This is a genomic window from Sinorhizobium sp. FG01 (assembly GCF_002531875.1).
GTDB classification, from domain to species: domain Bacteria; phylum Pseudomonadota; class Alphaproteobacteria; order Rhizobiales; family Rhizobiaceae; genus Sinorhizobium; species Sinorhizobium fredii_C.
On record NZ_NWTB01000014.1, the window covers coordinates 85,588 to 106,508 of the forward strand.

Consider the following 20,921-nt stretch of genomic DNA (forward strand, 5'->3'; position numbering starts at 1 on the left):
TGGTGAATGATCCCGGCCGTTCCGAAGGAGCGGATCCGAAGGGCGCAATTATACGTCGCTAACGCGACGCCCTTGCTTGAGGCCCCTGGCGGGGCTGCCGCTCTCGACGAACCCATTGATTTCGTTCGCAACCGGGAAAGAGTTCCGCCGTGGCCGTCCCCCATTTCTCCGTCAGCGTCGTCGCCCGCGGCTCAGGCCGCAGCGCCGTCCTGTCGGCGGCCTACCGCCACTGCGCCAAGATGGACTACGAGCGTGAGGCGCGCACGATCGACTACACCCGCAAGCAAGGCCTGCTCCACGAAGAGTTCGTTGTTCCCGCCGATGCGCCGGAATGGCTGCGCGCGATGATCGCGGACCGCTCGGTCTCAGGTGCCTCCGAAGCCTTCTGGAACAAGGTCGAGGCCTTCGAGAAACGCTCGGACGCGCAGCTTGCCAAGGACGTTACGATCACCTTGCCGATCGAGCTAACCGCCGAGCAGAACATTGCCCTGATGCGGGATTTCGTCGAGCATCACATCACGGCGAAGGGCATGGTGGCCGACTGGGTCTACCATGATGCGCCCGGCAATCCGCATGTTCATCTGATGACGACCTTGCGCCCGCTGACCGCGGATGGTTTTGGCGCCAAGAAGGTCCCGGTAACAGGACCAGACGGCAATCCGATCCGCAACGATGCCGGCAAGATCGTCTATGAGCTCTGGGCCGGAAGCATCGACGATTTCAACGCGTTTCGCGACGGCTGGTTTGCCTGCCAGAACCGGCATCTGGCGCTTGCCGGGCTCGACATTCGCGTCGATGGCCGCTCCTTCGAGAAGCAAGGGATCGATCTCGAGCCGACCATCCATCTCGGCGTCGGCACCAAGGCGATCGAGCGGAAAGCCGATGGCGCTTCAAAGCCGCTGGAGCTCGAACGTCTGGAATTGCAGGAGGCGAGGCGGAGCGAAAACGCCAAGCGCATCGACCGGAATCCTGAACTCGTCCTCGCTTTGATCATGCGCGAGAAGAGCGTGTTTGACGAGCGCGACGTGGCGAAGATCCTGCACCGCTACGTCGACGACGCGGTGCTGTTCCAAAACCTCATGGTTCGGATCTTGCTCTGCCCCGAAACCTTCCGCATCGAGCGCGAGCGGATCGACCTTGCCAGCGGTATCCGGGAGCCGGCGAAGTACACGACGCGCGACATGATCCGCCTCGAGGCAGAGATGGCCAATCGCGCCATCTGGCTGTCTCAGCGCTCTTCGCATGGCGTTCGCGAGGCCGTGCTGGCGGCGACATTTGCGCGTCATGAGCGTTTGTCGGACGAGCAGAAAACGGCGATCGATCATGTGGCGGGACCTGAGCGGATCGCCGCCGTGATCGGTCGAGCCGGCGCCGGCAAGACGACGATGATGAAGGCGGCGCGAGAGGCCTGGGAAGCGGCCGGCTATCGGGTGGTCGGCGCGGCACTTGCCGGCAAGGCGGCCGAGGGCCTGGAAAAGGAAGCCGGCATCATCTCTCGCACACTTGCGTCGTGGGAGCTTCGTTGGAACCAAGGCCGAGATCAGCTCGATGGCAAGACGGTGTTCGTTCTCGACGAGGCCGGCATGGTGTCGTCGCGGCAGATGGCGCTGTTCGTCGAAGCGGTGACGAAGGCCGGCGCCAAGCTCGTTCTCGTCGGCGATCCCGAGCAGCTCCAACCGATCGAGGCAGGTGCCGCCTTCCGCGCGATTGCCGATCGCATCGGCTATGCAGAACTCGAGACCATCTATCGCCAGCGCCAGCAATGGATGCGCGATGCCTCGCTCGATCTGGCGCGCGGCAAAGTCGGCCAGGCGGTCGATGCCTACCGCGCCCACGGCAAGGTGATAGGCTCGGACCTGAAGGCAGACGCGGTCGACAACCTGATCGCTGCCTGGGACCGCGACTATGATCCGGCAAAGACGTCGCTGATCCTGGCTCATCTGCGCCGGGACGTGCGCATGCTGAACCAGATGGCGCGCATCAAACTCATCGAACGCGGGATCCTCGATCAGGGAACCATCTTCAAGACCGCCGACGGTGAACGCAACTTCGCCGTCGGCGACCAGATCGTGTTCCTGAAGAACGAGGGATCGCTCGGCGTCAAGAACGGCATGCTGGCGAAGGTCGTGGAAGTGGGACCGGGGCGCATCACCGCGCTGATCGGCGATGGGGAGAATGCCCGCCACGTGCTGGTAGAACAGCGCTTCTACAACAACCTCGACCACGGCTATGCCACGACCATCCATAAGAGCCAGGGCGCGACGGTTGACAAGGTCAAGGTGCTCGCTTCCCTTTCGCTCGATCGCCATCTCACCTATGTCGCCATGACCCGTCATCGTGAGGACCTGGCCGTCTATTACGGCCGCAGATCCTTCGCGAAGAATGGCGGGTTGATCCCGATCCTGTCGCGAAGGAACGCGAAGGAAACGACTCTCGATTACGAGAGAAGCGCCTTCTACCGCGAGGCGCTTCGCTTTGCCGAAGCCCGCGGTCTGCATCTCGTCAACGTCGCGCGCACCCTGGTTCGCGACCGGCTGGAATGGCTCGTCGGTCAGAAGCAAAAACTTGCCAACCTCGGTGTCCGCCTTGCCGCCGTTGCCGGCAGGCTCGGGCTTGTCCGCGGCGCCGCGCAGTCCCCAACCCAAAACAGCACCAAGGAGGCAAAGCCGATGGTCTCGGGCATCACAACCTTCGCCAAATCGGTCGATCAGGCGATCGAGGACAAGGTCGCCGCCGATCCAGGATTGAAGAAGCAATGGGAGGAGGTCTCGACCCGCTTCCACCTCGTTTACGCCCAGCCGGAAAGCGCGTTCAAGGCAGTCAATGTCGATGGAATGCTGAAGGACGAGAGCGTCGCGAAATCCACGTTGGCCAAGCTCGGATCGGAGCCAGAACACTTCGGCGCGCTCAAGGGCAAGACCGGGATCCTTACCAGCCGCACCGACAGGCAGGAGCGCGAAAAGGCACTGACCAATGCCCCGGCGTTGGCCCGCAACTTGGAGCGCTATCTCCGTCAGCGGGCTGAAGCGGAACGCAAATACGAGCTCGAGGAACGTGCTGTCCGCTTGAAGGTCTCGATCGACATTCCGGCGCTGTCGCCCAATGCAAAACAAACATTGGAACGCGTTCGCGATGCGATCGACCGGAACGACCTGCCGGCCGGCCTCGAATATGCGCTTGCCGACAAAATGGTGAAGGCGGAACTGGAAGGTTTCGCCAAGGCGGTATCGGAGCGTTTCGGCGAGCGGACCTTCCTGCCTCTCGCAGCAAAAGAAGCCAACGGACAGACCTTCAACACCGTCACCGCGGGGATGACGCCCGGGCAGAAGGCCGAGGTGCAGTCCGCATGGAATTTAATGCGGACCGCGCAGCAGCTGGCTGCGCATGAGCGCACGACCGAGGCGTTGAAACAGGCGGAGACCCTGCGCCAGACGAAGAGCCAGGGGCTCTCGCTCAAATGAAGATAACCGTGTTTGCGTTCGGGAGGCGACGCGCCCAAAGGGCGCATGCAGTCGTGCTGGTGGCCTTGGCGGCATCCATCGTTGGCGGCATTGCTGCTGTCGCGGCTATCGGCGGCTACCGCATCAACCTGACACCGAGTGAACCGCTCGGCCTCTGGCGCATCGTGGCGCTCGATCGCCCGGCTGCTGCCGGAGACCTTGTCTTCATTTGCGTTCCGCAAACGGTAGCAATGATGGAGGCGAGAGAGCGTGGTTATCTCCATTCCGGAACTTGCCCAGGCGGCGCCGCGCCGCTCATCAAAACGGTCATTGCCATCGCCGGCCAGAGTGTCGAAATCGGCGCCCATGTGACGGTCGACGGGCGAAAGATTCCCTTTTCCAGGCTGGCACAGTGGGATGGCAAGGGTCGGCCGATGAAGCCCTATCCCGGCGGCGTCGTACCTGACGAAAGCGTGTTTCTCCACTCACCGTTCAGGAGCTCCTATGACTCCCGCTATTTCGGCCCCCTGCCCGCGTCCGGTATCCTCGGTCTGGCGCAATCGGTGCTCACCTATGCGCCGTGAGCAGCTCCAGCCAACCGCATTGATTGCAGTCTCAACCGTCGCTGGGACGGTGGGATGGAGTGGCCACGTCCTGCTTCTTCCGTTCGCGCTCGCGTTTCCGGCGCTCTGGGCGCTTGCGCGAACGAGGCGGACGGCCGCGGTTGTCTCGGCCGGCTATTTCCTGGCTGCGTCTCGGGGGTTACCGCAGGGCGTTGCGACCTTCTATTCCTCGGACCTCTGGCCGGGATTATTGCTTTGGCTCTGTGCGTCCACTGGCTTCGTTATCGTGCATATTGTCCTCTGGACGAAAAAGGCGAGAGCTCGTCCGTTTCACTATCTCCTGGCGGCGGCTCTGATGGCCATTCCGCCATTCGGCATCACCGGTTGGGCTCATCCGATCACTGCCGCGGGCGTGCTGTTTCCAGGATGGGGATGGTGGGGGCTGATTGCCGCGACAGCCGGCCTCATGGGCCTCGTAACCCACATGTGGCCAGCTGTCGCGCTCGTCCTGGCAGGCTTTTGGATTTGGTCCGCCGCAACCTGGAACGAGCCGACGCTACCCGAAGGTTGGCAAGGGGTCGATCTCGAAATGGGCGCATCGTTGGGGCGTGACACCAGCTTGCAGCGTTACCGTGATCTGATTGCCACGGTGACGGATCGGGCATCGGGCGGCGCCCGCTCGATTGTTCTTCCCGAAAGCTCTCTGGGTTTCTGGACACCGACCGTCGAACGGCTCTGGGTAAAATCTCTGCAGGGCACTGACATTTCCGTTATCGCCGGCGCGGCAGTTGTCGATGCGGGTGGATACGACAATGTACTGATCGCGATATCCGGCGACGGAGCTTGGCTCCTTTATCGCGAGCGCATGCCGGTGCCAGGCTCGATGTGGCAACCGTGGCGTCCCTTGCTTGGTGAGAGCGGCGGCGCACGGGCGCACTTCTTCGCCAACCCCGTCGTGACCGTTGCCGACAGTCGGGCGGCACCCCTGATCTGCTACGAGCAGCTGATCGTCTGGCCCATTCTCCACTCCATGCTCCACGATCCGGACGTTGTCATTGCCGTCGGCAACGGCTGGTGGACCAAGGGGACGTCTATCGTGGCCATCCAGCACGCGAGCACACAAGCCTGGGCGCGGCTGTTCGACAAACCCGTCATTCTTTCCCTCAACATATGAGTGCAAAGGAGCCCTTATGCTCGATGCCGCCCTGATCCAACAATGCGCCGACCCCTCTTTGAAGCCCGCGATCGTCGAGCAGTTCGTGACTGCTGCGGGCGCGAATGATCCACTTGCCGTCACTGTTAAATCGGGTGGCCGGTTGATCCTCGTTCCGAAGGCGACGTCGCCGGATGAAGCAATGGCAATCATCCGGCAGTATGTCGGTCAGACCGTCGTGCGTGTCGGCCTGACGCAGTTTCCGGCTGGCGTTGGTGTGAAGGACGCGGCTGATCTGAAGCCCGATCTCGTCGACCCCTGCGAAAACCTTCGCAAGGGAACGTCCATGTTTGCCCAGGTCTTGCGGATTGTCGCCAAGTGGTACGGCAATCCGAAGAGCGACGATGTCTTCCCGCAGATCTTCGACGATGCGGTCTATGCCTGGAAGACCGGAGAGTTCGAGGGGGTGAGCGTTTTCCAGGCGGAAGATCCTGGGAAAAGCGTCACGATCGACAACGTGTTGCCTGCACACCAGGACAAGGCCACCGTCGACGTACCGCCTCCGGATACAGACGCTGAAAGCATCGAGAAAGGCGAAAGCGTCGGGTCAGCGGAAATGCGGATCGACCTGTCGAGGATTGGGGGCAAATGATGCCAAATGAAGGTTGCTAAGCCTCCGGAAGCGAATAGCGCGTGAGAACCGCTTCCTCTCCATCGAGGGTCACTTCGATGACTTCGTTGACCATATCCCGTGCCTCGGCCAAATCCTGCAGGATGAGGGCAAACAGTTCTCGCTGCAGCGCAGGAAGCACCTGCGGGACGATGATCACCAGGCCCGCATGCAATTCCTCTTTTGCGTAGAGCTTCCGAAAATCTCGGGCATTGTTCGTTACGAACGTGAAATCCTCCTCGACGATCCGAGGCATCAGATCCCAGTCGGTTTCGCCGCTCAGTCCCAACCAATTCACATGGAAACAGTCGTGGCCGTGCGCTTGCGCCACGGCCACGAGGGACGTGTGAAGGCATTCATCGATAAGAAACTTCACGAGGTCGAGCCAGAGGGTTTGGAGACGTTCTCGTTCCGAAGTCGCAGGCGCTTCACGGATTTCACCTTCAGGCCCTGCTCCGAAAGCTTCCGTGGACGTCCCCTGGCGGGATGGGCTGCAGCCCAGATCTCGGCAAGTTCCACCATGCGCTCGGTGACCGCAGGATAGCCCTCGACGATTTCCCCTGTACTTGCGCCTTGGCTCTTCATCGCGGCAATGGTTCGCACGGGAACACGGGTTCGCTTGAAAACCGGCTCGCCACCCACGACCCCTTTCACGCTTTCAATCATTCGTTCGGCTTCTCGAAGCGCCTCGGCCCGCGCGGCCAGTTGTTCTCGTGCCCGCGCAACGTCGATAATAAGATAGTCGTCTGCTCTCACGGTTTCGGCATCAGGGTTCTGGTCGATCGTATCGAATAGGCGTTTGCGGCGCTCGGCAGACAAGATCGATCCGACGCCGTACCAGAGCTTCAACCGAAGCAGATCCTCATCGGTGAGCGCTCGACCCCTGCTACCAACGAGATGAGTCTCGATGATGCGCTTGTCAATCGCATTGTGCACCGACTTCACAGCGATCTCGCTGACAGCCGCCGCCTCGGCGGGCGTGTATGCGTGTGATGTGCTGGTCATAATCATTCTCCTTGAGGAGAATATATAATGCGGCCGGACGCTCATGTAAAGCTTTGACCAGTGATCTCAGTGGTCAAGCTGCCCAACTGGTCGATACGCGTTCCTTCGAATCGGAAACCGCCTTCAAACCCTAAAATTCCAGTCGGCGCGCACTTTGCAGATCAGTTCGATTTGGTCACAAGCTCGGCAGGCTCGACACCCAGCGCGTCGGAAATCTGGCCGAGGACAGTAAGGGTTGCCGACATCTCGGCGCGCTCGATGGCACTGATATGGCGCGTACTCAGGCCCGTGCGATGCGCCAGTTCCTCCTGCGTCAGTTTCTTGCCATGACGTATTCGACGCAAGTTGACCGCCATGACCTCGTTGAGATCCATGACGTGAGCGGAACCTGAATCGGAACTATTGTTCTAGGAACTATAGTTCCGATTCGACATGACCTATGATATTGACGGCAATCGTTCTTCGACTGACTTTCAATGTTGGTCGTATGATAGTGTGTAGCGCGGGCCGCCTGATGCGGCACCAAAGCATCGTTCGAGTGGTGAAGGAATGAGTTTCGAGGAAAAACGGACGAACGATGCAGAGTCCTCTAGGACCGAAAGGAGCGAGCGGGATCCGCAGTTCTCTTCGATGCCGAAGGAAGCGTTGGAGGAATTGGCGGTGTCGGCAATACACGAACACCGCCGGCTGCTCGCCGCGGATGAGGCTGTCTACGAGGAGTGGACTCGTGCGAGCGGCGATCCCTCGGTTTCCAGCGACGTGCTGGCAACCCTGCAGGACGAATACATTGCCCGTCAGAAGAAATCCGAGGCGCAGCAGGAAGAGCTGTCCCAGATCATCGACGCCCTTGGCTACATCCCCGACGTGCCATCGGACGATGCTAATTAGAGCTTAGCAACCCGCGATCCTTCGCGATTCCCACAAGCTGCGGCACTGATTCAGCACCCAGTTTGGCACGGGCCTTATCAAGATAGTGCTGCACCGTTCTCGAATTGATGCCAGTCACAGCGGCAGTTTCGAGTGTGTTTTTTCCTTTCATCGCCCATGTCAGGCATTGCATCTCGCGTGGCGACAGCGCCTGGTTTGGATTGATGGCGGGTTTGGCAGCAATCATCTTCAATCGATAATGGACCATCATCACCAATTGGATTGCTCTCCTCGCGTCGAAGGCGGCCGGGACGTCCACTTCTCTTTCGGAGGACGCAAAGGTCAGCATCATCGACGAACCGTAACCCCCTTCCACGGGGATTGTCATTCCGCAGCGGATCCCGTGGTCGATCGCCTCGTCGCGAAACTTTCTGAGCGGTGAAAAACCGCGGGCCGGCCAATCCTCCGCGGTCCAGAAGAAAACGTCCCGTTTGCGCTTCGCTTCCGTCACCACGGGATCGATGCTGGAATAATCGGCCGAGAGGTAAACACCCTCCCATGGTTTGGGATAGGAGTTGAATGTCCTGATCTGGGCGCCTTCTTTTTCGAAGTAGGCAAATCGTTCGTATCCGCAGGAACGCGTGAACTGCCTGAGGGCTCCCTTGATCATGGCCTCGTCTTGCGCGACTTCCAGCATATCAACGAGCGAGCGAAATTCTCCGTCCACGAACGCTTCTCCTATGTTATTGACCCGTAACGCGGTCCTTTATTTGCCAGCCGAGACGCTGGATGATGGGCATCGCAGTTTGGCACCGGAAAGGCCCGGTGATTGCCAACTGCCGATAGCGACGCAACCGAGAGTGCTGGGTTGATGCAAAGCAATCCCTCGTGCCGTGTACGATAGCACTACCCATAAAGGGGAAGCTTTCAAGGCTCACTGCCTGAAAAAGATGACAAATCAAGAAAAGTTTTTGCGGGCCAAGGAACGATTGGCCATGGAAACCCTGTTCTGACGCGAGCGCTATTTACCGAAAGGAACGCGACAAAAGGCCTGGCCCGGTTGCACACGCGGAGCCCCAAATCCTAACCGCGAGCGCCTTTCAAGGTGCAAGATCACCTGGCGTCGATACGCGCCCGCTCGGATCTGACGGCTTTGATGATACGCCAGTTTATTCCCGGTTCGCGTAGCATCTGGATATCGTCCATGTCGTCGAAATCCGAAAGCCGGGTGAAAAACGCCTTTCGAAGGCGCGAGACGAACTGCTTCGGCAAGGCGGTGTTTTCGAGAAGGTCCGGGTCGTCATCCGGCAAATCGCCAAAATCCATTTCTGTCATTGTCTATCCTTATCTGGCGTTGAGCAGGACCATCAGGCCCCATTTCTTCAACCATCGCAACTCGCAGATTTGCACCTCCTGCGGACTTGGCGTTTCCTTTAGTTTTTGCGGTAAGCCGACGGAAAAATGATGTCCTGGTCGACGAGCACATTGAACTTGTAGCCGGGGCGGATCTGGATTGTCGGCTGCACATTCAGGTTCTTCGAGATCGTCTCCTCGGCGACGCGGCCGAAGCTTTCCGCGAAATTCCGTCTGGCCGCATCGGACGCCGTGTCCTGCGTCGCAAGCGTCGAACTCTCCGGCATCGACATGTCGATGCCGGTTCCGATCAGCGCGACGAGCGCCGCCGAACTCCAGGTGCGCCAGAGATGGCGATCGACCTTGTCCTTGAAACCGCCATAGCCTTCGGCATCCGTGCCGGCCATGCCGCCGATCTGCAGGGTCGATCCGTTCGGAAAGATGAGGTCGGTCCAGACGACGAGGACGCGCTCTTGGCCGAACGACACCTTGGAGTCGTAGCGGCCAAACAGCTTTGAGCCCTGCGGGATCAGCAACCGATAGCCGGTGGCGCTGTCATAGACGTTCTGGCTGACTTGCGCGGTGATCCGTCCCGGAAGGTCGGAATTGAGACCGGTGATCAACGTGGCCGGTATGACCGAGCCGCGCTTCAGCTCGTAGGGCGACATCTGCGGCACGACCTTGTTCGGTAGATAGCCGAGGTCCTTGATGTCCTGGTTGAAGAAGTCCTCCTTCGAGGTCTGGGCGTTGGGATCGACGTTCTGCCCCATGAGGCCTGATTTCATGGCGGCGGCGTAGAGGTCCGACGCATTGTTGGCTGCCGCAGTCGTCGTCTGCCGGCCCGCGTCCGTGGAGTTGTTGTCGGCTTTCTCGACATCGGAAATATCCACCTTCAACGGCGAGTCCAAAGCCGTGGCGCGCGCCTGCAGCCGGGCCATACGCTGGCGTTGGGCCTCGCGGATATATTGCTCATCCTGCTCCCGCTTCAGGCGGGCCTTCCATTCCTCTTCCGATTCGAGCCGCGGCCGCCGTTCTTCCCTTTCGGTCGGCCGGCGGTCGACAACAGGAGTTTCCTTCTCGACCTTCTGTTCGACGGCAGGCGTCGGCTGAAACGCTTCGCGCTCAACCGGCTCGCCGATAATGCCGTCGGTGACGCCGCGCTTGAGCTGGTCACCGAAATTGGTTGCCGGTGTATTCGAAGCACTATCGATGTCATTGCCGCGATTGAACGGCAGCCCGCGCCACGACAGTCCGATCACGACCACGCCGACGAACAGCGCGATGATGACGATGGCGATGATGATCGGCAACCGATTGAGACGGCGCATGCCCTTCTGATCGTCGGCCTGGTTGGAGGCGCCGAGCTGGAGAGATTGGACCATACCCGCTTCCCCTCAGTTGCGCTGCATGATCGAGAGCGGGCTTGCCGGCGTGGCGCCGGCGGAGGTCGCGGTGTAGGCCCGGCCAAGGGCGATCGACGGCGTCGAAAGCCGTGCGAGCACCTGCCCGTCGGCGGCATCGATCGAGTAAGCGAGCTCGACCGGTTTGATGTCCTTGCCAACCTTGCCGTCGGTAATGACCGTATAGCCCCAACCCCTCAGCGCCGCCTCGAGTGCGGTTCCAAATTCGGACGCATCCTTTTCCATTTTGAGCGTCGTCGTGCCTGCCGGACCGATCTGCTCGGCGAGCCGGCTCGCCATGTCGCCGGCAATGGCGCTTGCGGCGGGGCCGGTGACGGCGACCGGGGTGGAACTGGTGGTCAATCCGTCCTCGGCCGTTTGGCAGCCTGAAAGCAGCGTGGCGGTGATGATGATAACGAGAAGCTTGCTCATTGGTTCAGCCTCCCCGCCGGATGGTGATTTTCTGCTGGCGCCATCCGACACCGGAGACGAGGATCGCCTTGTCGACCGCATAGTCGACGATCATCATGTCGTTCTTCATCCGGTAATTGACGATGCGGTTCTGGCCGCCAGAGACGACGAAGAGCACCGGCGCATCCTGGCTCGAGACTGATTTCGAGAATTGAATGTATGTTTTCACACCGTCGGAATAGACACGCTTCGGCTTCCACGACGCGCTCCCGCTCACCGAGTAGGAGAAGTTCAGTTTGTCAGGTGCCGTCCCGGGAATGCCGCCGGTTTCCAGCCGGGAGTTGATATCAGCGAGTTTGGTCGAGACGTCCTCCGGATATTCGAAGCCGACGCGGGCCATATACTGGCTCGGATGTGACTTGAGCTGGATGTGATAGGTGCGGCGCGATGTCGTGACCACCATCGAGGTGACGAGCCCGGGTTCCGAGGGCTTGACGATGAGGTGGATCGCCTGCCCGCCGGTGGCGCCCGAGGTCGCCGGTTCCACCTTCCAACGTACCGTGTCACCGACAAGCACATCGCGGACAATCTCGCCGCCTTGCAATTCGATATCGCAGACCTGCAGGGGCGAGCAGACGACGGACGGCTGCGTTTCGCCAAAGAGGAAGATGACCTTGCCATCGGGGCCGGTCGTCACCAGTCCTGACGTCCCACGCCACTTCCTGGAGATGTTCGTCCCTTTCACCTCGTTGTTCGTCATGCTTTGCGCCTCAGCGCCGCCGACAAAGACGAGTCCGGCCAGGCAGCCGGCCGCTGCGATCAATCCTGTTCTGTGCATTGAAAATCCCCTGCCCTTAAAGCTGTGCCGTCCAGTCGAAATCCCGGACGTAGAGACCGATCGGATTGAGGCGGATGGTCGCCTCGTCCTGCGGCGCGGTGAGTGTCACCGTCGCGATCCCGCGGAAGCGGCGGGTGCCGGTTTCCTTGCCCTTCCGGTCCCGTTCGTATTCAGTCCAGTCGATCTGATAGGTCTGGTTCGACAGCGCCACGATGTTGTTGACCTCGATGGCGACCGTCGACGATTTCGCCTTCTCGAAGGGGGAATTGCCGCGGAACCAGGCGTTGATCTTCTCGGTCGACGGATCGGATGTTCGAAGGAGTGCGTAGGTCCGGTCGATATATTGCTTCTGCACCACGGCATCCGGTGTGATCGAACGGAAGCTGGTGACGAAGTTGCCGAGTGTGGCACGCACCACCCGGACATCCGCATATTCGATTTGTTCGGGGAAGCCCGCGGTCACCGCCGTGCCCAGCTTATCGACCTGGACGATATAGGGCACCAGCTTGACCTGAGTGCTGAGATACATCGAATAGCCAAAGCCGATGACGGCCATGGTCAGACCGAGAATGCCGACGATACGCCATGCGGCGGCTGCCTGGACATAGGAGCCATATCGCTCGCTCCATTCCTGGCGCGCGGCAAGATACGGGTTTTCGGGGGCGCGGTTCGCTGCCATCGATCGATCACTTTCTGATTGCTGTTAGTCTTTGCGTTCAGGAGGCGGCTTTGGTCCGCTGTGCCCGCTGCGCGCCTGATCGAGCTTGGAATTGGCAAGACCGAGGATTGACCCGGCATAGGCGCCGGGAGAGCCGATGGCCTTCTCCTTGGCGGCCGAGCCTGCGGCGATCCCGGCAGACCCGATCCCAACACCGAAACCTCGAAGCATGGCACCTGCAACGGATGACCCTGCGGCCCGCGCGCTTTGACCAGCCGTGAACCCTGCGCCCGCCGCACCGGCTGCAAGGAAACCCGCGCCGGTCGCGAAGGATGCCGCCTGCCCACCGTGACGGATTGCTTCCATGCCGCCTGAGACGGAAGCGCCCTGAACGACACCCTGAATGATGTTCGGCACGTACATGGCGATGATGAAGACCACGACCGAGATCCCGGCGATGGCGAGCGTCGTCACGAACTGGTCCGAGGAGGCGGTTGGCGCATTTGCCAGACCCATGAGGACCTCGGATCCGATCTTCGCGATCATGACCAACGCCATCAGCTTCATGCCGACGCCGAAAGCGTAGACGAGGTAGCGGACAGCGAAGTCCTTCGTGAAGGAGGAGCCACCGAGCCCGAGCATGATCATCCCCGCGAGCAGACCGACATACATCTCCACCATGACCGACACGAAAATTGCTGCGACGAGCGAGAAGCAGATGACGACGACACCCATCGCCAGCACGGCCGCGATCGCCAGCGCATTATCCTCGAATACGCCGAATTGCGCTTGCTGCGACATTTGCGAGGCCACCCGAATGCCGGCGTCGAACACTTCGGCAGGCGACGCCGACCCGCCGCCGGCGCCAATCTGAAAGAGGCTGTCGACGACCGCTCGGGCAAAGGTCGGCCCTTGAGTAAGAACGAAGGCGAAAAAGCCAATGAACATGATCCGCCGGACAAGCTCCGCGAACCAGCTATCAAGCGATGCGGCCTGAAGCGCCAGCCAGACGGCTGCAATGCCCACCTCAATGGTCGCCAGGATCCAGAAAAGAGATTTTGCGGCATCCATGATGGTGGTTTCCCACCCCTTCGCTGCCGTCGAGACCTGATTTTCCAGTTCGGTCAGGACTTGTCCCTGTTGAGCGAAGGCCGGAGCTGCAAAGACGAGGCAAAGGAAGCCCGCGATCAGAAATGATCGTTCAAGATTAGATTTCACCATCTTGGACGCATCTCCTGGCCATCCTTGATCGGCGGCAACTCCTTGTCGGAGCCAAAAAACTTTTCGCGAACGGCACGCTGCTCCTCAGTGAGCGTAGGTTTGCCATTTTCTCTGATGTTGATGACCAGCACCGTTGCAGCAGACGAGAGACCGGCAACAAGTACGAGCAAGGCAATGACGACTGCGCGATTCACCAGCGGGGCTCCATCTTCTGACCTTCCGGAATGCTCTTGACCTCGGCGTTGAAGAATTTCTCCCGCCGCGCCTGCGCCAGGTCCTTGTCGGTCTGCTCGGTCTGCAGCCAGGTTCCCATCATCGTCATCTGCTGCGAGACAAGGCCGCGAAGCTTCTGCATCTGCGCGACTTGTTGCGCGGCGATCTCGTGTCCGACCTGCAGAGCTTTCATCTGCCCGTCGGCGGTCTCGGACATCGACCGCAGTGAGGACATCGTGCCCTCCTCGCTATCGAACTGCTCGGAGGTCAGGCTCGCCGCCTTGAGTGTGCTGGCGATCGTGTCCCGGTTGGTGTCCGACCAGGACTGATATGTCGTCGAAAAAGAAGCATTGTCTGGCAGGTTGGTTTTGAGGCTTGAGTAGCTTTGGAAGCGCTGCTGCAGCACGTCATCGGCATTGCCCATGGAAAACGAGATGCTCTGGCCCTGGTCAACGATGCTGCGCAGCTGATTAAGGTCGCTCTCAACCTGCCCCCACATGTGCGAGGGAAGGGTAGCGGTGTTCTGCAGCAGGTTCTGGTAGATGTTCAGCTGCGTTTCGATCTGTTGCGCGAGCTGGCTGATCTGGGTGAGTTGGTTCTGGATTTGCTCGCCGGATTGGCCAACAAGCGATACGAGCTCGCCATTGTTGAGGACCTGTGTCCATTCGGTCGCAGCACCTGTGGCCGTGCCGGCGTCCGCAGGCATGACAGCGCCGATCGTCATGACGACCGCCGCCATACCAGCGACCAATCTATTCGAAGTTGAGCAGCGATGCGGCATCGTGAACTCCTCTCGTTTGAAGCCAGTGGATCGGCCAGTCGCGGCCGTGTTCGGAACTGAGCGTGCGGATACGCTTCAAATCTTCCTTGCCGGAGGCGCCGACGAAGCTGAGCGCCACGGGGCCGAGTGCCATATCGAACAGCCTCCGGCCCTCAGGCGTGACGACGTAATATTCCCGCTTGGGGATTGCATTCGAAACAATCTCGATCTGCCGCTCGTTGAAGCCGATCCGCTGGTAGAACTCCCGGGTCCCCGGCTCGCGAGCGGCGCCGTTGGGGAGGCAAATCTTGGTGGGGCAGGACTCCTTCAGGACATCGATGATGCCCGAGCGCTCCGCGTCCGATATCGACTGTGTCGCGAGAACGACCGCGCAATTCGCCTTGCGTAAGACCTTCAGCCATTCTCTGATTTTGTTTCGGAAAACCGGATGGCCCAGCATCAGCCAAGCTTCGTCGAGGACGATCAGGCTCGGTGAGCCATCAAGCCTCTTCTCGATCCGCCTGAACAGATAGGTCAGCACGGGCACGAGATTGCGCTCGCCCATGTTCATCAGGTGCTCGATCTCGAAGGTCTGGAGCGCACCGAGTGAAAGGCCGTCCTGTTCCGCGTCGAGAAGCTGACCCATCGGGCCGTCGACCGTGTAGTGATGAAGCGCGTCCTTGATCTCGCGCATTTGCACGCCACTGACGAAGTCCGACAGCGACCGTCCGGCTGCGCTGGCCATCAATCCGATCTGGCGCGAGATCGCGTTGCGATGATCGGGGGTGATGGTAACACCCTGCAGGACGACCAGCATTTCGATCCATTCGGTTGCCCATGCGCGATCTGCATCGCTCGCAAGGTCCGATAGCGGGCAGAAGGCCAGCACCTTTGCCTCGTCTTGAGCGTCGCCACCGATCTCATAGTGATCGCCGCGGGCGGCGAGCGTCAGGGGAAGGAGCGAGTTCCCCTTGTCGAAGGCGAAGATCTGGGCGCGTTCGTAGCGCCGGAATTGCGCTGCAATCAGCGCCAGCAGCGTCGACTTGCCCGAACCGGTTGGGCCGAAAATCAGCGTATGGCCAACATCGTCGACATGGAGGTTCAGTCGGAATGGCGTCGAGCCGCTCGCCACCTGCATCAGTGGTGGCGAGTTCGGCGGGTAGAACGGGCACGGCGCCACCGGGCTCCCTGACCATACGGAATTCAAAGGGACGAGATCGGCAAGATTGCTGGTGTTGATCAGCGGTTCGCGGATATTGCAGTACCAGTTACCCGGAAGGCTGCCGAGATAGGCATCGGTGGCGTTGAGCGTTTCAATCCGCGCTCCGAAACCTTCCGCCTGGATCAGCCGGCGGATGGCCTCTGCCTTCTCCTGCAGTGCCTCCCGGTCATGATCAAACAGGACGATGACCGGGGTATAGTAACCGTATGCGACAAGTTGCGAGGAGGCTTGCGCAATGGCGTCTTCGGTCTCGGCGACCATGGTCATGGCATCCTGGTCGACCGACCGACTCTGCGTCTGGAACAATTGATCGAAGAACGGGCGCACCTTTTGCTGCCACTTCTTTCGGGTGCGTTCGAGTTTCTGTCGCGCCTCTTCCGCATCGAGAAAGATGAAGCGCGAAGACCAACGATAGGTGAGTGGCATCAGGTCCAGGCTGTTGAGGATCCCCGGCCAGCTCTCTGCCGGTAATCCATCGATCGCCACAACAGCGAGAAAGCGGTTCTCGACCTTCGGCGTCAGCCCGTGCTCGAGTTCGGCCGTGGCGATCCAGTCGAGATACATCGGCGCATCCGGCATCCGGATCGGGTGGTTCTCGCCGGTGATGCAGAAGCGGACGAACTGCAGCAGCTCGTCATAGCGGGCGACCCGCTCCCCTCCCCTCTCGGCGACCTCGCGCGTCTCCATGCGCCGGATCGAAAGGGTGTTGGCAAAATACTGCTCGATCTCGCGCACAGCGTTTGTGAAGATGAAGAGGACCGTGTCGGCATAGGTCTTCTTGCGGCTCTCCTCGTCCGAGTAAATGTATTTGCTGAGAGCGGTTTTCTTGGACTCGAGCGGCCGATAGCTGAGGACGAGCGCGTGTTTGCTCTCGAAGTGTCCCTGCTCGCGCGCGAAATGCGCGCGCCGCTCGGCATCGATCGCGCGTGTGACGGGATCAGGGAAGTGGCAGCGATCATCGGTCGGGTAATCGAATGTCGGGATACGAACCGCCTCGACCTGGATCATCCAGCCGGATCCAAGCCGCGACAGGATCGTATTGATCTGCCGCGACAGGTCGTTGCGCTCCAGGTCGGTAGCGCTTTCGGAGTCCGGGCCGGCAAAATACCAGCCGGCCATCAAGCTTCCGTCTTTCAACAGGAGCACGCCATTGTCGACGAGGCCGGCATAGGGGACGAGATCCGCAAAGGATGGGCCGGTGGCCCGGAAGCGTTTGAGAGCGACCATGCCTGCCCCTCAATACCGGCGCCACGGCGAGGAGGTCGCCTTGTAGTAATGCTTGTAGGAGATATGGCGGATATAGACCTGTCGCATCAGGGGGTCCGCCTTTGCCATCATTCTCAGAAGCCCGACGATGACGATCCAGACGGCCACGCCGAAGAGCGCTGAATAGATCGTGAGAACGACGAAGATGAGGATGACGGCGGCAAGACCGGTGATCAGCACCAGTTCCCGGTCCGCGCCCATCAGAAGGTTCGGACGCGACAGCGCGCGATGGATGCGGTTGCGCTGCAGCCGGGACAGGGACTCAGCCATGAGCCCCCTCCCCTTCCTCAGCTTGCCCGATGGAGGTCGCCTGCTCGTTCGCCAGTCCGATCGAGGCGCCGGTGGCTCCAAACAGGCCGACGATGTTGGTGGCGCCAAGTAGGATGCCTGCGACGAGCACGATATAGACGAGCCGACGCGCGAAATCGTTCAGCTCGCCCCCGAAGATCAGCATGCCGCCGGCGATCGCGACCGCTGCAAGAGCAATGGCGCCGGCGACCGGTCCGGTGATCGACTCCTGGATTTGCTGCAGCGGTCCTTCCCAGGGAAGACTGCCGCCAGAGCTTGCAAGCGCCGGCGCGACCGAAGCGAGAACGATAGGCGCCGCAAGGAAAGTCGCGGCGATGACTGCGTTTCTACGCCACATGGCGCGCCTCCTGTTCTTCCGTAAGCTTGTCGGATTCGATTTCGTATTGGCCACCCGCGAAGCGCTCGACCTGAATGACGTCGCGGACGCGCCGCCCGCGCGGCGTCCGCTCGATCGAGACGATGAGATCGACTGCTTCCCCGATCACCTCGTGCATCGGCTGCTGGCTGGCTTCGGCGGTCAGTTGTTCGAGGCGGTGAAGTGCCGACATGGCGGTATTGGAATGGATGGTGGCTACGCCCCCCGGATGACCTGTGTTCCACGCCTTGAGCAGCGTCAGTGCGGCGCCGTCGCGGACCTCGCCCACGACGATCCGGTCTGGACGTAGCCGCATGGTGCTCTTCAACAGCCGCGCTATGTCTACGGTATCGCTAGTGTGAAGAAGAACGGCGTTGTCGGCGGCGCACTGGATCTCGGCGGTATCTTCCAGGATGACGAGACGGTCTTCCGGGGAAGACTTAACGATTTCGTCGATGACCGCGTTCGCAAGCGTCGTCTTTCCGGAACCGGTGCCTCCGGAAATGATGATGTTGAGCCGCGCTGAAATCGCACTGCGGATCGTCGAGGCCTGGTTTGCGGTCATCACGCCGGAGCGCACATAGTCATCGAGCGGGATCAGACGTGAGGCGCGACGCCGAATGGTGAAGGCCGGCTTGGCGACGACCGGCGGGAGCAGCCCTTCGAAGCGGTGGCCGCCGATCGGCAGCTCTCCGGAGATGATAGGCTGTTCGGTGTCGACTTCGGATTGCAGAGCATGCGCCACTGTTCCGATCACCATTTCCGCAGCCGCGGGAGACATTTCGCCAGCAGGCGCCACGCCGTGGCCGAGCCGTTCGATGAAAAGCTTTCCATCAGGATTGAGCATGATTTCGACGACCGTTGAGTCGTCCAGCGCGACGCAAAGCTGATCGCCGAGCGCCTCCTGGAGTTTGCGGACAAGTCGAGGATGAGAGCGAAGCTGGTTCACGGCTTTTCTTCCTTACGCTGCTTGGCTGACGGTGCTGAGTTCGGAACGGTAGTCGGCAGGCCGAAGCCGCAGGAATGTGTCGATATTCGCCGGCAGGATGCCGGCCACGGCCATCGTCACTCCGATCCTCTTCGGCTCCGCCAGCCGCTGTAGGGGCCAGCCGACGCGCGCGAGGATCCGCTCGAATCGCAGGTCAGTAACGGTGACGATTTCGGTGATGCCATTCACCAAGCACCACTCGATGATGCCCGCAAACATGGTCAGCGTTGCCTCGTGCATCGTGCCGTCTCCCCTGCCCTCCCCGAGGATCGTGTCGACGCAGAAGCGGGAACTCTCGATCATCGCGGAGTGCGCGTTCAGATGTCCATTCGGAAGCAGCGAGTCAAAGACGTCAGCCACCATTGTCGGGCCAATGGCCGGAAGCAGCCTTGCGCATCCCGCCACTTGGCCGCGGTCGGAGACTGCGAGGATGTAGGTCGGCTTAAGAGCGTCGAACGCGTCCGCCTCTTGACCGTCGACAACGTTGACCTCCCAGCCCAGGCGCTCGGAGAAAACGCGTGCACGTAGCTGATGGTGGCGGTGGAGAAGCTGAGCTTCGTGGACATTTCGCGGTTGGGAAATCGCGAGAATCTGCATGAATTTCTCCGTCGATGTTGGTCGGCGGGGAAATCAGCACGGATCAGAATCGAGCGGTAGTTGTAGGATCCTACAAGGTCGTTTGAGGTGAGTCGTAGGACGAAATCATCCTCAAGGGGGATGAAACGGCTTGAATTCCGAGTGGCGTAGACAGTGCCACCTTGTAGGATTCACAGTAGAACGCATCGTGATCAGAGTTTTCGTCCAACGCGCCAAAGATCTGAATTTGCAGGAGAAAGCCGGCGAGTGACCGTAATGCGTTGCGAAGGGAAGTAGTCTCGTTAAGGTTTTGTTAACCCTATTTCTCTTGCGAGACTCGCAGAATCGTGCGTTATCATGAGACGGAAATAGCGCGTCTTACGCCAAGAAACCGTCTGAAACTGGGGCCAAAGTGAACGTGATTGACAGACAAATCAATCTAGCATCGACTTCCGCGCACATCACACAGCGCGCGGAAGCACTGTCTGCCAGGTTGCGGGCTGTAGGGGAACGAGCCTTTCCTCCCATGGCTCAAAAATCCCTACGTTCCTTTACCTCCGGTGAGGTCGCCGATATCGTTGGTGTTTCGGATGGCTATTTGCGACAGCTATCCCTCGATGGCCTGGGCCCGTCGCCAGATCTTGGAAACGCCGGGCGGCGATCCTACACGTTGGAACAGATCAACGAGCTTCGCCAATATCTAGCCGGAGCAAGACCGAAAGAGGCGAGCAGATTTTGGCCGCGCCGGCGCGATGGTGAAAAGCTTCAGATTATAAGCGTCGCCAATTTTAAGGGCGGTTCTGCCAAGACAACGACCGCGGTTTATTTAGCGCAAGGGCTTGCTTTGCAAGGCTATCGCGTTCTTGCGATCGACCTTGATCCCCAGGCGTCGCTTTCTGCAATGTTCGGTTACCAGCCGGAATTCGACGTTGCCGAAAACACCACGCTCTACGGTGCGATCCGTTACGACGACCAACGAGTGACCATGAAGGAGGTCGTTCGGCCGACATATTTTACCGGGATCAGCATCGTTCCAGGAAATCTCGAGCTGATGGAGTTCGAGCACCAGACCCCGAGGCACATGCTCCAGAACCGCGGACGTCCGGAAGATCTCTTCTTTAGACGAGTCGCCGGGGCAATTGATCAGGTCGAGCGGGATTTCGACGTCGTCATCATAGACTGCCCTCCCCAGCTCGGTTTCTTGACTATGGGCGCTCTCAACGCAGCCACCGGCATGATTGTGACGGTCCATCCGCAGATGGTGGATGTCGCCTCCATGAGTCAGTTCCTTCTGATGACGTCAGATCTGGTAGCCGTCATCGAAGAAGCGGGCGGACGACTCGATTACGATTTTCTCCGGTTCCTCATCACCAGGCACGACCCGCGCGATGTCCCGGAGCAAGAGATCGTTGCGTTGCTACGCGACGTTTTCGGGACAGATGTGATGAACGCATCGGCCTGGAAGTCCACTGCAATTGCCAACGCGGGTCTCACTAAGCAGTCGCTTTTTGAGCTCTCGCGCGGCGCAGTTGGGCGTTCGACTTATGACCGGGCAATGGAATCCATTAACGCAGTGAATCTGGAGGCCATCGAACTCGTCAACGGAGTCTGGGGCAGGCAATGATGGGGTCTGTCAAGAGAAATCAACATCTT

General features: G+C 60.2%; 23 protein-coding genes. 6 read left to right on the forward strand and 17 right to left on the reverse strand.

What is annotated here, in order from left to right:
- The first annotated feature begins 149 nt into the window (after positions 1–149).
- From traA to CO656_RS22520, 4 genes are read left to right on the forward strand one after another with little or no spacing between them, the layout of a single operon-like run.
- Positions 150–3,461 carry a Ti-type conjugative transfer relaxase TraA gene (traA, locus tag CO656_RS22505; RefSeq protein ID WP_097527188.1) on the forward strand — a complete coding sequence of 1,104 codons (3,312 nt, stop codon included), beginning with the start codon at positions 150–152 and terminating at the stop codon, positions 3,459–3,461.
- A complete protein-coding gene (gene traF / locus CO656_RS22510) occupies positions 3,458–4,024 on the forward strand; it encodes a conjugative transfer signal peptidase TraF (protein WP_097527189.1) in 567 nt (188 codons plus the stop codon). Before traA ends, traF begins: the two co-directional genes overlap by 4 nt.
- Positions 4,014–5,177: a conjugal transfer protein TraB gene (locus CO656_RS22515; RefSeq protein ID WP_097527190.1), complete on the forward strand. Its 1,164-nt coding sequence runs from the start codon at positions 4,014–4,016 to the stop codon at positions 5,175–5,177. The genes traF and CO656_RS22515 overlap by 11 nt, the downstream gene beginning before the upstream one ends.
- 16 nt (positions 5,178–5,193) lie before the next feature.
- A complete protein-coding gene (locus tag CO656_RS22520; protein ID WP_097527191.1) occupies positions 5,194–5,808 on the forward strand; it encodes a TraH family protein in 615 nt (204 codons plus the stop codon).
- A 16-nt stretch (positions 5,809–5,824) separates the two neighbouring features.
- On the opposite strand, the gene CO656_RS22525 is transcribed toward CO656_RS22520, so the two are convergent.
- The 3 genes from CO656_RS22525 to CO656_RS22535 form a co-directional block, all read right to left on the reverse strand.
- The gene (locus CO656_RS22525) at positions 5,825–6,202 is read right to left on the reverse strand and encodes a DUF5615 family PIN-like protein (RefSeq protein ID WP_097527192.1); all 378 of its coding nucleotides are present in this window, start codon (positions 6,200–6,202) and stop codon (positions 5,825–5,827) included.
- Entirely contained in the window at positions 6,199–6,831 is a 633-nt protein-coding gene (locus tag CO656_RS22530) for a DUF433 domain-containing protein (RefSeq protein ID WP_097527193.1), read from the reverse strand. Before CO656_RS22530 ends, CO656_RS22525 begins: the two co-directional genes overlap by 4 nt.
- Positions 6,832–6,992: 161 nt before the next feature.
- Positions 6,993–7,205 (reverse strand): helix-turn-helix transcriptional regulator, encoded by a 213-nt coding sequence (locus tag CO656_RS22535; RefSeq protein WP_097527194.1) that lies wholly within the window; start codon positions 7,203–7,205, stop codon positions 6,993–6,995.
- 175 nt (positions 7,206–7,380) lie between these two features.
- Here CO656_RS22535 and CO656_RS22540 point away from each other — a divergent pair, with 175 nt between their 5' ends.
- Positions 7,381–7,719, forward strand: a complete 339-nt coding sequence (locus CO656_RS22540; protein ID WP_097527195.1) for a transcriptional repressor TraM — start codon at positions 7,381–7,383, stop codon at positions 7,717–7,719.
- On the opposite strand, the gene CO656_RS22545 is transcribed toward CO656_RS22540, so the two are convergent.
- From CO656_RS22545 to CO656_RS22610, 14 genes are all read right to left on the reverse strand, one after another.
- On the reverse strand, positions 7,712–8,425 hold the full coding sequence (locus CO656_RS22545; RefSeq protein WP_176536662.1) for an autoinducer binding domain-containing protein: 714 nt from the start codon (positions 8,423–8,425) through the stop codon (positions 7,712–7,714). The genes CO656_RS22540 and CO656_RS22545 overlap by 8 nt on opposite strands.
- Before the next feature lie 386 nt (positions 8,426–8,811).
- Complete coding sequence (locus CO656_RS22550) at positions 8,812–9,033, reverse strand: hypothetical protein (protein ID WP_103452579.1); 222 nt, start codon at positions 9,031–9,033, stop codon at positions 8,812–8,814.
- 98 nt (positions 9,034–9,131) lie between these two features.
- A complete protein-coding gene (gene trbI, locus CO656_RS22555; RefSeq protein ID WP_097527197.1) occupies positions 9,132–10,433 on the reverse strand; it encodes an IncP-type conjugal transfer protein TrbI in 1,302 nt (433 codons plus the stop codon).
- Between the two features lie 12 nt (positions 10,434–10,445).
- Positions 10,446–10,883 (reverse strand): conjugal transfer protein TrbH, encoded by a 438-nt coding sequence (gene trbH, locus CO656_RS22560; RefSeq protein ID WP_097527198.1) that lies wholly within the window; start codon positions 10,881–10,883, stop codon positions 10,446–10,448.
- Positions 10,884–10,887: 4 nt separating this feature from the next.
- Positions 10,888–11,700, reverse strand: a complete 813-nt coding sequence (gene trbG / locus CO656_RS22565) for a P-type conjugative transfer protein TrbG (protein ID WP_097527199.1) — start codon at positions 11,698–11,700, stop codon at positions 10,888–10,890.
- A gap of 16 nt (positions 11,701–11,716) precedes the next feature.
- Complete coding sequence (locus CO656_RS22570) at positions 11,717–12,379, reverse strand: conjugal transfer protein TrbF (protein ID WP_097527200.1); 663 nt, start codon at positions 12,377–12,379, stop codon at positions 11,717–11,719.
- A gap of 24 nt (positions 12,380–12,403) precedes the next feature.
- Positions 12,404–13,579, reverse strand: coding sequence for a P-type conjugative transfer protein TrbL (gene trbL / locus CO656_RS22575; RefSeq protein WP_097527201.1), 1,176 nt, complete (start codon positions 13,577–13,579; stop codon positions 12,404–12,406).
- Positions 13,573–13,773 carry an entry exclusion protein TrbK gene (trbK, locus tag CO656_RS22580; protein WP_097527202.1) on the reverse strand — a complete coding sequence of 67 codons (201 nt, stop codon included), beginning with the start codon at positions 13,771–13,773 and terminating at the stop codon, positions 13,573–13,575. The genes trbL and trbK overlap by 7 nt, the downstream gene beginning before the upstream one ends.
- Positions 13,770–14,573: a P-type conjugative transfer protein TrbJ gene (trbJ, locus tag CO656_RS22585; RefSeq protein WP_097527203.1), complete on the reverse strand. Its 804-nt coding sequence runs from the start codon at positions 14,571–14,573 to the stop codon at positions 13,770–13,772. The genes trbK and trbJ overlap by 4 nt, the downstream gene beginning before the upstream one ends.
- On the reverse strand, positions 14,545–17,001 hold the full coding sequence (locus CO656_RS22590) for a conjugal transfer protein TrbE (protein ID WP_097527204.1): 2,457 nt from the start codon (positions 16,999–17,001) through the stop codon (positions 14,545–14,547). Before CO656_RS22590 ends, trbJ begins: the two co-directional genes overlap by 29 nt.
- A 9-nt stretch (positions 17,002–17,010) precedes the next feature.
- The gene (locus CO656_RS22595; RefSeq protein ID WP_097527205.1) at positions 17,011–17,310 is read right to left on the reverse strand and encodes a conjugal transfer protein TrbD; all 300 of its coding nucleotides are present in this window, start codon (positions 17,308–17,310) and stop codon (positions 17,011–17,013) included.
- Positions 17,303–17,686: a TrbC/VirB2 family protein gene (locus CO656_RS22600; protein WP_097527206.1), complete on the reverse strand. Its 384-nt coding sequence runs from the start codon at positions 17,684–17,686 to the stop codon at positions 17,303–17,305. The genes CO656_RS22595 and CO656_RS22600 overlap by 8 nt, the downstream gene beginning before the upstream one ends.
- A complete protein-coding gene (gene trbB / locus CO656_RS22605) occupies positions 17,676–18,653 on the reverse strand; it encodes a P-type conjugative transfer ATPase TrbB (RefSeq protein WP_097527207.1) in 978 nt (325 codons plus the stop codon). Before trbB ends, CO656_RS22600 begins: the two co-directional genes overlap by 11 nt.
- 12 nt (positions 18,654–18,665) lie before the next feature.
- Positions 18,666–19,289 carry an acyl-homoserine-lactone synthase gene (locus tag CO656_RS22610; RefSeq protein ID WP_097527208.1) on the reverse strand — a complete coding sequence of 208 codons (624 nt, stop codon included), beginning with the start codon at positions 19,287–19,289 and terminating at the stop codon, positions 18,666–18,668.
- Between the two features lie 391 nt (positions 19,290–19,680).
- Between CO656_RS22610 and repA the strand changes: the two genes are divergently transcribed.
- Complete coding sequence (gene repA / locus CO656_RS22615; RefSeq protein ID WP_097527209.1) at positions 19,681–20,892, forward strand: plasmid partitioning protein RepA; 1,212 nt, start codon at positions 19,681–19,683, stop codon at positions 20,890–20,892.
- The last annotated feature ends 29 nt before the right edge of the window (positions 20,893–20,921 follow it).

Coding starts and splice junctions, on each gene's coding strand:
- trbL (WP_097527201.1), bottom strand. CDS start 13,579: ATGGTGAAATCTAATCTTGAACGATCATTTCTGATCGCGGGCTTCCTT.
- CO656_RS22590 (WP_097527204.1), bottom strand. CDS start 17,001: ATGGTCGCTCTCAAACGCTTCCGGGCCACCGGCCCATCCTTTGCGGAT.
- CO656_RS22570 (WP_097527200.1), bottom strand. CDS start 12,379: ATGGCAGCGAACCGCGCCCCCGAAAACCCGTATCTTGCCGCGCGCCAG.
- CO656_RS22535 (WP_097527194.1), bottom strand. CDS start 7,205: ATGGATCTCAACGAGGTCATGGCGGTCAACTTGCGTCGAATACGTCAT.
- CO656_RS22600 (WP_097527206.1), bottom strand. CDS start 17,686: ATGTGGCGTAGAAACGCAGTCATCGCCGCGACTTTCCTTGCGGCGCCT.
- CO656_RS22550 (WP_103452579.1), bottom strand. CDS start 9,033: ATGACAGAAATGGATTTTGGCGATTTGCCGGATGACGACCCGGACCTT.
- trbH (WP_097527198.1), bottom strand. CDS start 10,883: ATGAGCAAGCTTCTCGTTATCATCATCACCGCCACGCTGCTTTCAGGC.
- CO656_RS22610 (WP_097527208.1), bottom strand. CDS start 19,289: ATGCAGATTCTCGCGATTTCCCAACCGCGAAATGTCCACGAAGCTCAG.
- CO656_RS22515 (WP_097527190.1), top strand. CDS start 4,014: ATGCGCCGTGAGCAGCTCCAGCCAACCGCATTGATTGCAGTCTCAACC.
- CO656_RS22540 (WP_097527195.1), top strand. CDS start 7,381: ATGAGTTTCGAGGAAAAACGGACGAACGATGCAGAGTCCTCTAGGACC.
- trbG (WP_097527199.1), bottom strand. CDS start 11,700: ATGCACAGAACAGGATTGATCGCAGCGGCCGGCTGCCTGGCCGGACTC.
- CO656_RS22530 (WP_097527193.1), bottom strand. CDS start 6,831: ATGACCAGCACATCACACGCATACACGCCCGCCGAGGCGGCGGCTGTC.
- traF (WP_097527189.1), top strand. CDS start 3,458: ATGAAGATAACCGTGTTTGCGTTCGGGAGGCGACGCGCCCAAAGGGCG.
- trbJ (WP_097527203.1), bottom strand. CDS start 14,573: ATGCCGCATCGCTGCTCAACTTCGAATAGATTGGTCGCTGGTATGGCG.
- CO656_RS22595 (WP_097527205.1), bottom strand. CDS start 17,310: ATGGCTGAGTCCCTGTCCCGGCTGCAGCGCAACCGCATCCATCGCGCG.
- trbI (WP_097527197.1), bottom strand. CDS start 10,433: ATGGTCCAATCTCTCCAGCTCGGCGCCTCCAACCAGGCCGACGATCAG.
- CO656_RS22520 (WP_097527191.1), top strand. CDS start 5,194: ATGCTCGATGCCGCCCTGATCCAACAATGCGCCGACCCCTCTTTGAAG.